General features: G+C 69.7%; 13 protein-coding genes. 8 read left to right on the plus strand and 5 right to left on the minus strand.

The window, feature by feature from the left end:
• Nucleotides 1-54: 54 nt before the first annotated feature.
• Both ACIO52_RS04745 and ACIO52_RS04750 read left to right on the plus strand, forming a co-directional pair.
• Complete coding sequence (locus tag ACIO52_RS04745; protein WP_255588180.1) at nucleotides 55-1,203, plus strand: hypothetical protein; 1,149 nt, start codon at nucleotides 55-57, stop codon at nucleotides 1,201-1,203.
• A gap of 161 nt (nucleotides 1,204-1,364) precedes the next feature.
• Nucleotides 1,365-2,084 carry a DUF1906 domain-containing protein gene (locus ACIO52_RS04750; RefSeq protein WP_218719861.1) on the plus strand — a complete coding sequence of 240 codons (720 nt, stop codon included), beginning with the start codon at nucleotides 1,365-1,367 and terminating at the stop codon, nucleotides 2,082-2,084.
• A 1-nt stretch (nucleotide 2,085) separates the two neighbouring features.
• Here the strand turns inward: ACIO52_RS04750 and ACIO52_RS04755 are convergent, their stop codons facing one another.
• Both ACIO52_RS04755 and ACIO52_RS04760 read right to left on the minus strand, forming a co-directional pair.
• Nucleotides 2,086-2,445, minus strand: a complete 360-nt coding sequence (locus tag ACIO52_RS04755; RefSeq protein ID WP_218719862.1) for a hypothetical protein — start codon at nucleotides 2,443-2,445, stop codon at nucleotides 2,086-2,088.
• A 102-nt stretch (nucleotides 2,446-2,547) separates the two neighbouring features.
• Nucleotides 2,548-3,267 (minus strand): hypothetical protein, encoded by a 720-nt coding sequence (locus ACIO52_RS04760; protein ID WP_255588181.1) that lies wholly within the window; start codon nucleotides 3,265-3,267, stop codon nucleotides 2,548-2,550.
• Between the two features lie 359 nt (nucleotides 3,268-3,626).
• Here ACIO52_RS04760 and ACIO52_RS04765 point away from each other — a divergent pair, with 359 nt between their 5' ends.
• A complete protein-coding gene (locus tag ACIO52_RS04765; protein ID WP_402641731.1) occupies nucleotides 3,627-4,850 on the plus strand; it encodes a mannosyltransferase in 1,224 nt (407 codons plus the stop codon).
• Between the two features lie 4 nt (nucleotides 4,851-4,854).
• On the opposite strand, the gene ACIO52_RS04770 is transcribed toward ACIO52_RS04765, so the two are convergent.
• Both ACIO52_RS04770 and ACIO52_RS04775 read right to left on the minus strand, forming a co-directional pair.
• Complete coding sequence (locus ACIO52_RS04770; protein WP_316575964.1) at nucleotides 4,855-5,154, minus strand: 4a-hydroxytetrahydrobiopterin dehydratase; 300 nt, start codon at nucleotides 5,152-5,154, stop codon at nucleotides 4,855-4,857.
• A 54-nt stretch (nucleotides 5,155-5,208) separates the two neighbouring features.
• Nucleotides 5,209-5,385 carry a hypothetical protein gene (locus ACIO52_RS04775; protein WP_167456179.1) on the minus strand — a complete coding sequence of 59 codons (177 nt, stop codon included), beginning with the start codon at nucleotides 5,383-5,385 and terminating at the stop codon, nucleotides 5,209-5,211.
• Nucleotides 5,386-5,509: 124 nt separating this feature from the next.
• Here ACIO52_RS04775 and typA point away from each other — a divergent pair, with 124 nt between their 5' ends.
• From typA to ACIO52_RS04800, 5 genes are all read left to right on the plus strand, one after another.
• On the plus strand, nucleotides 5,510-7,414 hold the full coding sequence (gene typA, locus ACIO52_RS04780; protein WP_218719865.1) for a translational GTPase TypA: 1,905 nt from the start codon (nucleotides 5,510-5,512) through the stop codon (nucleotides 7,412-7,414).
• Nucleotides 7,415-7,563: 149 nt separating this feature from the next.
• Complete coding sequence (locus ACIO52_RS04785) at nucleotides 7,564-9,285, plus strand: ABC transporter family substrate-binding protein (protein WP_374104891.1); 1,722 nt, start codon at nucleotides 7,564-7,566, stop codon at nucleotides 9,283-9,285.
• A complete protein-coding gene (gene mshB, locus ACIO52_RS04790; protein ID WP_218719866.1) occupies nucleotides 9,267-10,175 on the plus strand; it encodes an N-acetyl-1-D-myo-inositol-2-amino-2-deoxy-alpha-D-glucopyranoside deacetylase in 909 nt (302 codons plus the stop codon). Before ACIO52_RS04785 ends, mshB begins: the two co-directional genes overlap by 19 nt.
• Nucleotides 10,176-10,272: 97 nt before the next feature.
• Complete coding sequence (locus ACIO52_RS04795) at nucleotides 10,273-11,694, plus strand: amino acid permease (RefSeq protein WP_402641737.1); 1,422 nt, start codon at nucleotides 10,273-10,275, stop codon at nucleotides 11,692-11,694.
• 10 nt (nucleotides 11,695-11,704) lie between these two features.
• Nucleotides 11,705-12,145, plus strand: a complete 441-nt coding sequence (locus ACIO52_RS04800) for a hypothetical protein (protein ID WP_218719868.1) — start codon at nucleotides 11,705-11,707, stop codon at nucleotides 12,143-12,145.
• Between the two features lie 4 nt (nucleotides 12,146-12,149).
• On the opposite strand, the gene ACIO52_RS04805 is transcribed toward ACIO52_RS04800, so the two are convergent.
• The gene (locus tag ACIO52_RS04805) at nucleotides 12,150-12,893 is read right to left on the minus strand and encodes a TetR/AcrR family transcriptional regulator (protein ID WP_342800650.1); all 744 of its coding nucleotides are present in this window, start codon (nucleotides 12,891-12,893) and stop codon (nucleotides 12,150-12,152) included.
• Between the last annotated feature and the right edge of the window lie 138 nt (nucleotides 12,894-13,031).

A 13,031-nucleotide genomic window follows, 5' to 3' on the forward strand; every position in this document is an offset into this window, starting at 1 on the left:
GGGGGTGTTGTGCCATCAACCGGGGGTTTCCCTGCGTCACGTACGGTGTCCGATGTGCGCGCGAAGGTGACCGAGCAGGCTCGACGAGACCCGAAGTGGATCGAGTACGCCGATTTCGGCGAGCGCTTCGTCACCTACGCGGTGACCGAGGAGCGCATCGCCGCCGCGGTGGCGGGCATGACCGGCCGCGGCGTGACGATCGGCCCGTTCTCCCTCGGCCCCGCCGGACTCGCCGGCTTCGTCGCCGAGGGCACCCTCGGGACACCCGTGGTCACCCGCAATCCCGGTGACGCGCTGGCCTTCGGCGTCCGGATACCGCTGACGCTGGCGGTGAACCTGGTGCTCGGCGGACGCAAGCTACGCCTGGCCGCCGTCGTCGAGATCGGGCTGACGCTGCACGCGCGCACCGCGCAACCGCTGCTGGTGGTGATCGACGTGGCCCCCGTGACCGCCAAGGACGTGAGCTTCACGCTGCGCGCCGAGGCCATCGACACCGCCTGGGAGATGCTGCTCGACCCGATCGCGGGCCTGGTGCAGCGCGAGGTCGCGAACCGGGTGAACGCCATCGTCGGCGACCCGAAGGTCCGCTCCGAGCGGGTCTTCGACATCGAGGCCATCCTCGACGGCTACCGCTCGCCGCATCGCAACGACACCGTCTTCGAGTGGATCGACTTCCGCGAGTTCGGCCTGCGCTTCTTCACCCACATCGTCACCAGGGAACGCGTGCACGATGTGGTCGCGCAGATGGCGGGCAGCGAGATCGTGGTCGGCCCGCTCTCGGAGGGTCCGCGCGGCGCGGCCACGGTGACCGTGCGCGGCGCGATCGAGCAGGCGCGCGTGATCGACCGCGGGATGGGCGCCCCGGGCGATCCCCGGGTGTTCGACATGACGCTGCCCGTCGGCCTCGACATCACCGTCGACGTGCTCAAGGCCAATCACTACCGCGCCGACCTGGAGATTCCGCTGGTCCTCACGGCCAGGGCCGCCGAGCCGCTGCAGATCGTCATCGACGTGCCGCCGCCCGCGCTCGAGGACATCTCGATGGAATTCACCGCCAAGGGGCTGCGCGCGGCCACCCTGGCCCGGCTGGCCGGGATCAAGAAGCAGGTGATGGCACAAGTCGTCGCCGTGGTCAGCACCGAGCTGGCCGATCCGTCGGGCCGCACCATCGACGTGGGCGCGGCCATCGACAGCGCCACCTGACCTGTGTGACAGCTGGGACGAAAGTGACCTTTGGTTCTGGCGGTTCCCCTGTGGTTGTGGTGAAATGAGTGCACGTTCGAGGCTCCCGGCGCGCGGGATTCGGGGAAGGCGCGCCGGGCACGCTGCCGGTTGAAGGTCGGGTTGCGCGAAGGAGCTCTGCGATGCGTTCTGTTCCGGTGACCCGGCGGGAGTTCTTCGGCTTCGCCGCCGCCGCGACCACGGTCGGGCTCGGCCTGGCCGCCACCTCCGCCGCACCCGCGGCCGCCCAATCCTTCGGCACCCTGGTCGATTACGCCGCGGGCGTGCCCTCGGCCGAGGCGATCAGGGACGCGGGGCACATCGGCGTGATCCGCTACGTCTCCGACCGCAGGCCCGGCGCGGAGTGGATGGCGGGCAAGCCGCTGCTGGCGGCCGAGGTCGAGCAATTGTGGGCGGCCGGGTTGTCGATCGTGTCGAACTATCAGTTCGGCAAGGGCCCGACGGCCGACTGGCGCGGCGGCCTGGAAGCGGGCAAGCAGCACGCCGAGCGCGGCTGGGAATTGCACACCGCCGCCGGTGGTCCCGACACCGCGCCGATCTACGCCTCGATCGACGACAACCCCTCCGAGGAGGAGTTCGACGAGATGATCGCGCCCTACATCGAAGGGTGGCAGTCGGTGCTCGGCGCCGATCTCGTCGGCATCTACGCCAACACCCCCACCATCGACCGCGCGCTCGACGCCGGGCTGGGTTCCTGGTTCTGGCAGCACAATTGGGGCACGCCGAAGGGCTATGTGCACCCGGCCGCCCAGCTGCACCAGTTCGAGATCGACAAGCGCGATATCGACGGCATCGGCGTCGATCTGAACCGGGTGCTGGCCACCGACTACGGCCAGTGGTGAGCTAGGTCTGGCAGTGGCAGGTCGGCGCGAGCCGGAGATCCGGCTCGTCGTCGGGGATGACCCGCAGCGCGGCCCGGCCTTCGGGTTCGGCGAGCACGCCGCGCCACGACAGCAACGACCAGCGCGACAGACCCGACAGCGCCGAACCCAGGCTCGCGAACGAGCCCGAGGAGATCGCCGACCCGAACGAGCCGACCGAGCCGATCGAGAGCACCGAGCCGACGCTGCCGATCGACAGGATCGAATAGGCCGAGCCGATCGACAGGATCGAACCCTCGGATCGGTAGGACAGGATGGAACGGCTGGACCGCCTGCTGCGGATCGACCGAGCGGCGCGGGATGAACCTTGCGTGGTCGCCATGGTTCTCGGTCTACCACATCGCGATGCCCGCGGGAACCCGCCGACAACGACAGAGCCCGGCCGGTTCCCGAGGGAACGGACCGGGCTCGGTGCGTCGCGGACCTAGACGGTGAAGAAGCCCAGGGTCGGCATGAAGGTGCAGGTGCGCGGGGCGGCGCCCTCGGCCTGCGTGGTCAGCGAGCCGGAGACGACGGCGACGACGCGACCGTGGCCGGTGCTGGCGATGGCCGAGAGGGTGGCCGGGCCGCCGGGGTTGATCTTGGCCTCGTCGGTCAGCGTCTGGATCGCGGACTGGCGGGTGTCGAGGTTGAGCCACTGCACCGTCATCGGCGGGTTCTGCTCGGCGGTCGGCGCCTTGGTGCCGAGCGCGGTGAACACGAAACCGGCCTGACCGGCGGCGACGCCGGGCGGGGGCAGCTGGGCCGGGCCCGCGACCGCGAGCGCGGTGCCGACCGAGTCGGCGCCGTCGCCGATGCAGCCCTTGCCGATCGTCGGGTACAGGAACTGCGCGATGACCGGGCCGTCCTGCGGGATCTCCGGGCCACCGCCGCCGCTGCCGTCGAGGAAGGTGATGATCCGCTCGAGCGTGGACTTGATGGCCGGCGGCAGGTTCAGGGTGGCCAGCAGGGCGCGCGCCTGATCGAGCAGCGCGGTCTGCGGGCTGGCGACGTCGGCGGGGCCGGCGATCAGGCCCGCGACGGCGGGGGCGAAGGCGGCCAGCGCGTCGACCGGGACGCCCTCGGGCACCATCGGAACGCTGATCGGCGCGGCCTGCGGAGCAGGTGCCGGAGCGGCGATGGTCGACGCCGGCGCGGCGAGCATGGCGCTTGCCGCAATGGCGAATGCGGTCGTTGCGATCCGCGATCCTCGGCTACGAAGCACTTGTCCAGCCGTCCTTACCTCGGTGTTGCGATGGGGCGAGGGGTATCGAGCCCTTCGATGTCGGGGTCACTCTAAGGACATCGCTGCCGTGTTGTACAGCCGCCCGGCCGCTGGCGGCGAACCGGCGGCCGTGTTCATCGACGCTAACCCCCGTTGGTGTTACAGCTGGGGATGTTGATGCAAATGTTACCGATGGTGTCGCGCGCCCTCGCGCGAACCCGTGCGCGCGGCTGTCCGTGGTCGCCCGGTTAAGGTGAGGAAAGCACCGCGACGCCGCCCACTCGACCGAAAGCCTGGCATTGAACCGACACCTCCGATGGGCTCTCGCGCTGCTCGGATTGTCCGTGCTCGCCAGGCTGGGCTGGATGCTGTTCGCGAAGAACGGCCTCAATGTCGTCGATCTGCACGTGTATGTGGACGGCTCGGCCGCGCTGCTCACCGATCGCCTCTACGACTTCACCTACGCGGAGAAGACGCCGGACTTCCCGCTGCCGTTCACCTATCCGCCGTTCGCCGCGCTGGTCTTCTTCCCGCTGCACTATCTGCCGTTCGCGGCGGTCGCCGTCGGCTGGATGCTGGCCACCGTCGCCGCGCTCTACGGCGTGATCCGGATCAGCTTCGAACTGCTGCTCGGCGCGGAGCGGGCCAAGCGGACGCGGTGGATCACGGCCGCGGTCGGCTGGACGGCGCTGGGCGTCTGGCTGGAGCCGGTGCGCACGACCATCGACTACGGCCAGGTCAATGTGTTCCTGGTGTTCGGCGCGATGCTGGCGGTGCGCAGTGCGCGGTGGTGGATCTCGGGCACGCTGGTCGGCGTGATCGCCGGCATCAAGCTGACGCCCGCGATCACCGGGCTGTATTTCGTGGCCCGCCGCCGCTGGGCGACGGTGCTGTGGTCGGCGGCTGCCTTCGGGCTGACCGTCGCTGTGAGCTTTCTCATCAACGCGCACGAGGCGAAGCGGTACTTCGGCACGCTGCTCGGGGACGCGGACCGGATCGGGCCGGTGGGGTCGGTGTGGAATCAGTCGCTGCGCGGCGCGCTGAGCCGGATCCTCGGCTACGACGTGCAGTCCGGGCCGTGGTGGCTCGCCGCGGTCCTGGTCACGGGGGTGCTGGCGGTCCTCGCCTGGCGCACGCTGGGCCCCGACGACCGGCTCGGCACCCTGGTGCTGGTGCAGCTGTTCGGCCTGATGATCTCGCCGATCTCCTGGTCGCACCACTGGGTCTGGCTGATCCCGACGGTGCTGTGGCTGCTCTACGGCCCGCTGCGGGAGCAGCGCGTCGCGCGGATCATCGCCGGATTCTGGGTGCTGACGATGCTGATCGGCGTGCCCTGGGTGCTGTCGTTCGCACAGCCGACCATCTGGACGATCCCCCGGCCGTGGCCGCTGGCCTGGCTCGGCGCGGTCGACGTGATCGGGGTGTTCGTGCTGCTCGGCTGGCTGATCTGGCACGGCCGCGACACCCTGCGCGCGCAGGCGCGTGGGCTGGGTCGCCGGGCCGAAGTGCCCGCCGCGAGCTGAGGATTCAGCCGCCGACGAGGTCGTCGATGGTGTGCGCCATGGTCGTGTCGTTGGCGGTGAGGCCGCCGGCCGAGTGTGTACTCAGGGTGAATCGCAGTGTGCGCCATCGGATATCGATGTCGGGATGATGATCGGCCGCCTCGGCCGCCGTGGCGACCTTGCGGACCAGTTCGATGCCGGCCGGAAACGACTCCGCCTGCACCGTGCGGGTGATCGCGTCGCCGTCGCGTGACCACTGCGGGAGGGTGGCCAGGGCGATGGTGATCTCGGGATCGGAGAGCAACGCCGGTTTCGGAGTACCCATACCTGCAGTTCTACGCCTGCTTCGGGCGGCACGCATCGCCCGTGGTCATCCGCCTCAGGCCGCACGCGCGTGTTTGAGCGCCTTTTTGAGATCTTTACCGCACACTCCGGCGGCCTCGGCCTTCTTCATGCGCATGATGACGACGGGGCATTTGAAGCAGCGCGTCTTCTTTCTGCAGCACTTTTTCTTCGGCTTCAGGCTCGACACCTTCTTCGCCTTCACCTTGCCCATGAGGGTTAGCGTACCCTAAGTACAATGCCTGACACGTGCGTGCCACTCCGGTACCGGTAGGGTGTAACAGGCCGCGATGCCAGATGAATGCGCGCCAATACACCAACAGCAGGAGGATTGAGGCGTGTCGTCTACACGCGATTTTCGCAACGTCGCCATCGTGGCCCACGTCGACCACGGCAAGACGACGCTGGTCGACGCCATGCTTCGTCAGTCGGGCGCGTTCGCTGAGCGAGCCGAACTGGTCGACCGGGTCATGGACTCCGGAGATCTGGAGCGCGAGAAGGGCATCACCATTCTCGCCAAGAACACGGCGGTCCACCGCCATCACCCCGACGGCTCCGTCACCGTCATCAACGTGATCGACACCCCCGGCCACGCCGACTTCGGCGGCGAGGTCGAGCGCGGCCTGTCCATGGTCGACGGTGTCGTGCTGCTCGTCGACGCGTCCGAGGGCCCGCTGCCGCAGACCCGGTTCGTGCTGCGCAAGGCGCTCGCGGCCAAGCTGCCGGTGATCCTGGTCGTCAACAAGACCGACCGCCCCGACGCCCGGATCGAGGAGGTCGTCGAGGAGTCGCACGACCTGCTGCTCGACCTGGCCTCCGACCTCGACGACGAGGCCGCCGAAGCCGCCGAGCTGGCGCTGGACCTGCCGGTCCTGTACGCCTCCGGCCGCGAGGGCAAGGCCTCCAAGGAGCGTCCCGAGAACGGCTCGGCGCCCGACGCCGAGAACCTCGACGCCCTGTTCGACGTGCTCATGGAGAACATCCCGGCGCCCAAGGGCAACCCGGAGGCGCCGCTGCAGGCCCACGTCACCAACCTCGACGCCTCGGCCTTCCTCGGCCGTCTCGCCCTGGTTCGCGTGCACAACGGTGAGCTGCGCAAGGGTCAGAACGTCACCTGGATCAACGCCGAGGGCGCCAAGCAGGTCAAGATCACCGAGCTGCTGCAGACCATCGGTGTCGAGCGTCAGCCGGGCGAGGTCGCCGTCGCCGGTGACATCGTCGCGATCGCCGGTATCCCGGACATCATGATCGGCGACACCCTCGCCGACACCGAGAACCCGGTCGCGCTGCCGCGTATCTCCGTCGACGAGCCCGCCATCTCGGTGGTCATCGGCACCAACACCTCGCCGCTGGTCGGCCGGGTGCAGGGCCACAAGCTGACCGCCCGCATGGTGAAGTCGCGCCTGGACCAGGAACTGATCGGCAACGTGTCGCTGCGCGTGCTCGATATCGGCCGTCCCGACGCCTGGGAGGTGCAGGGCCGTGGTGAGCTGGCGCTGGCCATCCTGGTCGAGCAGATGCGCCGCGAGGGCTTCGAGCTGACCGTCGGCAAGCCGCAGGTGGTCACCAAGACCGTCGACGGCAAGGTGCACGAGCCGTTCGAAGAGCTGACCATCGACTGCCCCGACGAGTACCTGGGCGCCATCACCCAGCTGCTGGCCGCCCGCAAGGGCAAGATGGTGCAGATGAGCAACCACGCCGCCGGCTGGGTGCGCATGGAGTTCATCGTCCCGTCGCGTGGCCTCATCGGCTTCCGGACCGTGTTCCTCACCGAGACCCGCGGCACCGGCATCGCCAACGCCGTCTCCCACGGCTACGCGCCGTGGGCCGGTGAGATCCGCGCCCGCCACACCGGTTCGCTGGTGTCGGACCGCGCGGGCACCGTCACCCCGTTCGCGATGATCCAGCTGGCCGACCGTGGTCAGTTCTTCGTCGAGCCGGGCTCGGACACCTACGAGGGCATGGTCGTCGGCATCAACCCGCGTGCCGAGGATCTCGACATCAACGTCACCCGCGAGAAGAAGCTGACCAACATGCGCAGCGCGACCGCGGACACGTTCGAGACCATGGCCAAGCCGTTGCAGCTCGACCTGGAGCTGGCGATGGAGTTCTGCGCCGGCGACGAGTGCGTGGAGGTCACCCCCGAGGTCGTCCGTGTGCGCAAGGTGGTGCTCGGCGCCAACGAGCGTGCGCGCGACCTGTCGCGCCGCAAGGCCCGCGACCGCGCGGTGAGCAACTCCTGATCAGGTTCTGACAGTGGGACGGTACTTCGGTACCGTCCCACTGTCGTTTCCGCAGAGACCGGTGCCGTGATCCGGACAGATGGGCGAGGTAGGGTGCCAGAGTGAGTTCGGGGGTCAGACGCGCGAGGTGGCGCGTGGCGGTGATGGTGATGACGGCCTCGACGGCGGTCCTCGCCGGTTGCACCGCGAATCCACCGCCGCCGATCGAGAGCACCGATTCGCCCAAGACCACCCAGGCCAAGCCGGGGAAGAACACGGTCGTGGTCGCGATCGACGACATCGGCATCGGGTTCAATCCGCATCTGCGCTCGGATCAGTCGCCCGCCACCAACGCGGTGAGTTCGATGGTGCTGCCGAGCCCGTTCCGGCCGGTGGCGGCGCAGGCGCATCCGGCCGTGGTCGACTGGGTGCCCGACGCCTCGCTCATCGAGTCGGCCGATGTCACCGCGCAGGAGCCGTTCACGATCACCTACACGCTGCGCAACCAGGCCAACTGGTCCGACGGCGCCCCGATCGCGGCCGAGGACTTCCGGTTCCTGTGGCAGCAGATGACGACCCAGCCCGGCGTGGTCGACCCGGCCGGCTACCGGCTGATCTCGGACGTGGCGTCGTCCGGGGGCGGCAAGACGGTGACCGTGACGTTGACCCAGCCGTATCCGGCCTGGCGCGAACTGTTCTCGAACCTGCTGCCCTCGCACCTGGTGAAGGACTCGCCGGGCGGGTTCACCAGCGGCCTGGTCGACCGGATTCCGGTCTCGGGCGGCAATTTCACGATCAAGTCGGTCGACCGCGGACGCGACGAGATCCTGCTCGAGCGCAACGACCGCTTCTGGGGCACCCCGGCCGCGCCGGACCAGATCCTGTTCCGCCGCGGCGGTACGCCTTCGCAGCTGGCCGAGTCGCTGCGCACCGGCGACGCGCAGATGGCGCTGGTGCACGGCGGCGTCGCGACCCAGGCCCAGCTCGCCGCGATCCCGTCGGTGCGGACCACGATCATGCCGCAGGCCCGCGAGCTGCAACTGGCGCTCAACGGCCGCTCGGGTGACCTCACCGACGTGCGCGTGCGCAAGGCGGTGCTCGCGCTGCTCGATCCCGCGCTGCTGGCCACCGTCGGCGCGCAGACCGGCGGCTGGGTGGAACCCGCACGCGCCCAGGTGCTCCCGCCGTCGAGTCCCGGCTACGTCCCGACCGCGCCGCCCCGGCTGAGCACCGAGGAAGCGTTCGCGCTGCTGGCCGAGGCCGGTTTCGGCCGCGCGCCGGAGACGCCGCAGACCGGCTCGCCGACCTCGCCCGCGCCGCGCCCGCGCTCGGTGGCGCGCAACGGCAAGGGTCTGTCGGTGCGGATCGGCGCCGTCAACGAGGACGCGGCCGCGCTGGCCGTGGCCAATACCGCCGCCGACCAATTGCGCAGCGCGGGCATCGATGCCACCGTGCGCGGCGTGCCCGCCGACGAGCTGTACGGCAAGGACCTCACCGAATCCGCGATCGACGCCATCGTCGGCTGGGAGCTGGCCGGGGACGACCCCGCGACGGTGCTGGCCTCGCGCTACGGTTGCGCCCCGCCGGAGCTTCCCGGCGCCGACAGCAAGGCGCTGGCGGCGGCCGAGGCCTACCGCAAGGCGCCCAGCAACATCGGCGGCGTGTGCGACCCGACCCTGCAACCCTCGATCGACGAGGCGTTGCGCGGGGTCGAGGTGCCGCGCGTGCTGGCCGAGGCAGAGCCCAAGCTGTGGGAACTGTCGACGGTGCTGCCGATCGTGCAGGACAACGTCGTCGCCGCGGCGGGCCCGCGGGTGGACGGCGTCTCGCTGGCCGGTGCGATCCAGGTCGGCATCTTCGCAGACACGGCGCAATGGCGGAGGATCCCGTGACGCATTCGACCCGCGAGACCGGCGGCCTGCTGCTGGTGCACGCCCACCCCGACGACGAAACCCTCACCACCGGTGGCACGATCGCGCACTATCGCAAGCGCGGCCGTCCGGTGACGGTGGTGACCTGCACCCTCGGCGAGGAGGGCGAGGTCATCGGTGCGCGCTGGGCGGGCCTGATCGCCGCCGAGGCCGACCAGCTCGGCGGCTACCGCATCGCCGAACTCACCGCGGCGCTGGACGCGCTGGACGCGGGCGCGCCGTGGTTCCTCGGCGGCGCGGGCCGCTGGCGCGATTCCGGCATGGCGGGCACGCCGTCGGCCGCGCATCCACGGGCCTTCGTGAACTCCGGCGACGCCGCGGTCGAGGCGCTCGTCGAGGTGCTGCTGGAGCTGAAGCCGAAGGTCGTGGTGACCTACGATCCGCGCGGCGGCTACGGCCACCCCGACCACATCCGCGCCCACGAGATCACCACCGCGGCCGTCGCGGCGGCGGCCGAGCGGGGCTGGGACGTGCCCAAGTTCTACTGGACCGTCACCGACGGCGACCTGCTGCGCCAGCACACCGCCGCGCTGGCCCGCCGCACCGTCGACGAGTTGCCCGGCGCGCTGCCCGCCGGTTGGCGGTTGCCGGTGGAGGCCGAGCTGGCCGCCATGTCGACGACGGGCGTGACCACCGTGGTCGACGTCTCCGACGCCGTCTCGGCCAAGCGCGCCGCGATGCGCGCGCACGCCACCCAGGTGACCGTCGCGCCCAGTGGCCGGGAGTTCGCCCTGTCCAACAACATCGCGTTGCCGGTGCTGCCGGAGGAACACTTCACGCTCGTGCGCGGTACGCGCGGCCAGGTGGGCGCCGACGGCTTCGAGCACGACCTGTTCGCCGGCCTCGACTGAGTCGCTAGCCACGGGGTTGCCGTGCCTGCCGGGTGGGTCGACCGGTAGGTTTCCGATGTCCGCGTATCCGGGTGTTCTCAGCACAAGGGGTGGCGTCATGACCGCAGTGGGTGATCGGCCGGAACTCGAAGACGAGGACGCGGGTTACCACAAGTCCCTGGGCAAACGGCAGCTGATGATGATCGCCATCGGCGGCGCGATCGGGACCGGGTTGTTCCTGAGTTCCGGTGGCAGGCTGGCCAGTGCGGGGCCGTCGCTGTGGATCGTCTACGCCGTCTGCGGTGTGTTCGTGTTCTTCATCCTGCGGGCGCTGGGCGAATTGGTGCTGCACCGGCCGACCTCGGGCTCCTTCGTCTCCTATGCCCGGGAATTCCTCGGGGAGAAGGCGGCTTTCGTGGCCGGCTGGATGTACTTCCTGAACTGGTCGATGACCGGCATCGCCGACTCCACCGCGATCGCGTTGTACTTCCACTACTGGTCGCCGCTGACGGTGGTGCCGCAGTGGCTGCTGGCGCTGATCGCGCTGGTGATCGTGCTCATCGTGAACCTGGTGAGCGTCAAGGCCTTCGGGGAGATGGAGTTCTGGGCGGCGCTGGTGAAGGTGACGGCGCTGTGCGCGTTCCTGGTCGTCGGCACGGTGTTCCTGCTCGGCCGGTTCACCGTCCGCGGCGAGCCGACCGGGCCGCCGATGATCGCCGAGTACGGCGGGCTGTTCCCGACCGGCATCCTGCCGCTGGTCACCGTCACCTCGGGGGTCGTGTTCGCCTACGCGGCGGTCGAGCTGGTGGGCACGGCGGCGGGAGAGACCAAGGACGCCGAGAAGCTGATGCCGCGGGCGATCAATTCGGTGATCCTGCGGATCGCGGTGTTCTACGTGGGGTCGCTGCTGCTGCTCGGACTCCTGTTGCCCTACACCGCCTATCACGCGGGCGAGAGCCCGTTCGTCACCTTCTTCGCCGCGCTCGGCGTGCCGGGAATCGGTTCGCTGATGAACATCGTGGTGCTCACCGCCGCCTTCTCCAGCCTCAACGCCGGGCTGTACTCGACCGGCCGAATCCTGCGCTCGATGTCGGTGCGCGGCAGCGCGCCCCGGTTCACGGCCGTGATGAGCAGCCACGGCGTGCCCTACGGCGGCATCCTGCTCACCTTCGGCATCGCCCTGCTCGGCGTGGTGCTCAACGGCGTCGTCCCCGATCAGGCGTTCGAGATCGTGCTGAACCTGGCCTCGCTGGGCATCCTGGCCTCCTGGGGCACCATCGTGCTGTGTCAGTTGCAGATGTGGCGGCTGTGGCGACAGGGCCGGATCGAGCGCCCCGCGTTCCGGATGATGGGCGCGCCCTACACCGGCCTGCTGACGTTGGCGTTCCTGTTCACCGTGCTGGTCCTGATGGCGATCGACCGGCCGGTGGGCACCTGGACGGTGGCGAGCCTGGTGCTCATCGTGCCCGCGTTGCTGATCGGCTGGCGCATCGCCGGGCCACGCGTGCGGGCGGCCCGGTCGACCGGTTCGGCCGAATAGACTCGCCCCCATGGTGACCGACTCCGCTCAGCCCGCAGGCACGCCGACCGCCGTGCTGCGGTCGGTGCGTCTGCCCGCCCGGTTCGACCCGGTGATCTCGGGGTTGATCGTGGTGCTGCTGCTCGTCGACGCGCTGATCACGCTGGCCGTCGAGGTGCTGTTCCTGCCGCTCTACGTCGGTGCCGTCGCGCTGCCGGTGGCGGCGCTGCTGGCCGCCCCGATCAATGTGGCGCTGGTCTACGGGATGGAATCGGTGACCTCCCGGCTCGGTTTCGCCTTCGCGCCGATCGTGGTGTGGGTCTTCGGATTCCTGGTGGCGGCCTCGCGGGGTCCCGGCGGCGACGTGCTGCTCGGCAGCGACGGTCGCACCCTGCTGCTGCTCGCCTGCGGGGTGCTCGCGCCGGCCGCTTACCTCTACTACCGCTCCAACGTGGGCCTGTTCCGGAGCTGAGGCGTCAGTGGCGCCGGGTCTCGGCGCCGTCCAGGATCAGATCGATCGCCTCGGAGAACTGACTCACCTTCCCGCCCGCCGCCTCGGCGACGACCTGCTCGCGCTGGGCGACATAGCGCCGGTGCAGGCGCGGGTACCGCTGCGACGCGGCGGCGCTGGCCGCCATCACCCGGTCGACCCACTGCTGCGGCGGCAGTCCGCTGCGGGCGATGGTCGTCAGCATCACGGCCTCGTTCGCGCACGAGCCGACGATGAATCGGAAGGCCGTGTTGGTGGTGACGTCGACGACGTCGTCGGGGAAGCCGCCCGCCTCCACGAGCGACAGCATCGAGTCGGTCAGCCGCATCATGTTGGGGCCGAGGTAGGTCAGCGCCGCGTTGCCGAACACGATGGTGACCCACGGGTGGGCCAGCAGGGTCGCGCGCAGGCCGTCGGCCTGTTCGTGCACCGTGGCCCGCCAGTTCGCCGGGTCCGGCTCCGGGAACGGGACCTCTCCGATGACCTGGTCGACGACCAGTTCGAGTAGCTCGTCCTTGTTCGCGACATGGGTGTAGAGCGAGGTCGCGCCCGCGCCGAGCCGGGCGCCCAGCTTGCGCATGCTCAGCGCGTCGAAGCCTTCTTCGTCGAGCAGCGCGATCGCTTCGGCGACGATCTGATCTCGGCTCAGCGCGGGCTGATCTCGGCGTTCGCGGGTCGGCCTGGTCCACACCGATGCGATCTCGGTCGAGTTCGTGCTGCCCGCGGCCATCGCTGCCTCCTGTGCTGGTGATGTGTCGGTCTCCACGTCGCGTGTGCGCACAGCATAGCTCGCTGTGAACACTGTACGGATTTCGAACGGCGTTCCTGTTGCGTACGACGTTCAGTGATCGTACAGTGTTCGACATGA

This window comes from Nocardia sp. NPDC087230 (genome assembly GCF_044744725.1).
GTDB classification, from domain to species: Bacteria; Actinomycetota; Actinomycetes; order Mycobacteriales; family Mycobacteriaceae; genus Nocardia; species Nocardia canadensis.

Bases quoted from the DNA above. Each gene is read 5' to 3' on its own strand.
- ACIO52_RS04805 (WP_342800650.1), bottom strand. From the start codon at position 12,893: ATGGCCGCGGGCAGCACGAACTCGACCGAGATCGCATCGGTGTGGACC.
- ACIO52_RS04755 (WP_218719862.1), bottom strand. From the start codon at position 2,445: ATGGCGACCACGCAAGGTTCATCCCGCGCCGCTCGGTCGATCCGCAGC.
- ACIO52_RS04775 (WP_167456179.1), bottom strand. From the start codon at position 5,385: ATGGGCAAGGTGAAGGCGAAGAAGGTGTCGAGCCTGAAGCCGAAGAAA.
- mshB (WP_218719866.1), top strand. From the start codon at position 9,267: ATGGCGGAGGATCCCGTGACGCATTCGACCCGCGAGACCGGCGGCCTG.
- ACIO52_RS04770 (WP_316575964.1), bottom strand. From the start codon at position 5,154: ATGGGTACTCCGAAACCGGCGTTGCTCTCCGATCCCGAGATCACCATC.
- ACIO52_RS04795 (WP_402641737.1), top strand. From the start codon at position 10,273: ATGACCGCAGTGGGTGATCGGCCGGAACTCGAAGACGAGGACGCGGGT.
- ACIO52_RS04760 (WP_255588181.1), bottom strand. From the start codon at position 3,267: ATGCTCGCCGCGCCGGCGTCGACCATCGCCGCTCCGGCACCTGCTCCG.
- ACIO52_RS04800 (WP_218719868.1), top strand. From the start codon at position 11,705: ATGGTGACCGACTCCGCTCAGCCCGCAGGCACGCCGACCGCCGTGCTG.
- ACIO52_RS04750 (WP_218719861.1), top strand. From the start codon at position 1,365: ATGCGTTCTGTTCCGGTGACCCGGCGGGAGTTCTTCGGCTTCGCCGCC.
- ACIO52_RS04785 (WP_374104891.1), top strand. From the start codon at position 7,564: ATGACGGCCTCGACGGCGGTCCTCGCCGGTTGCACCGCGAATCCACCG.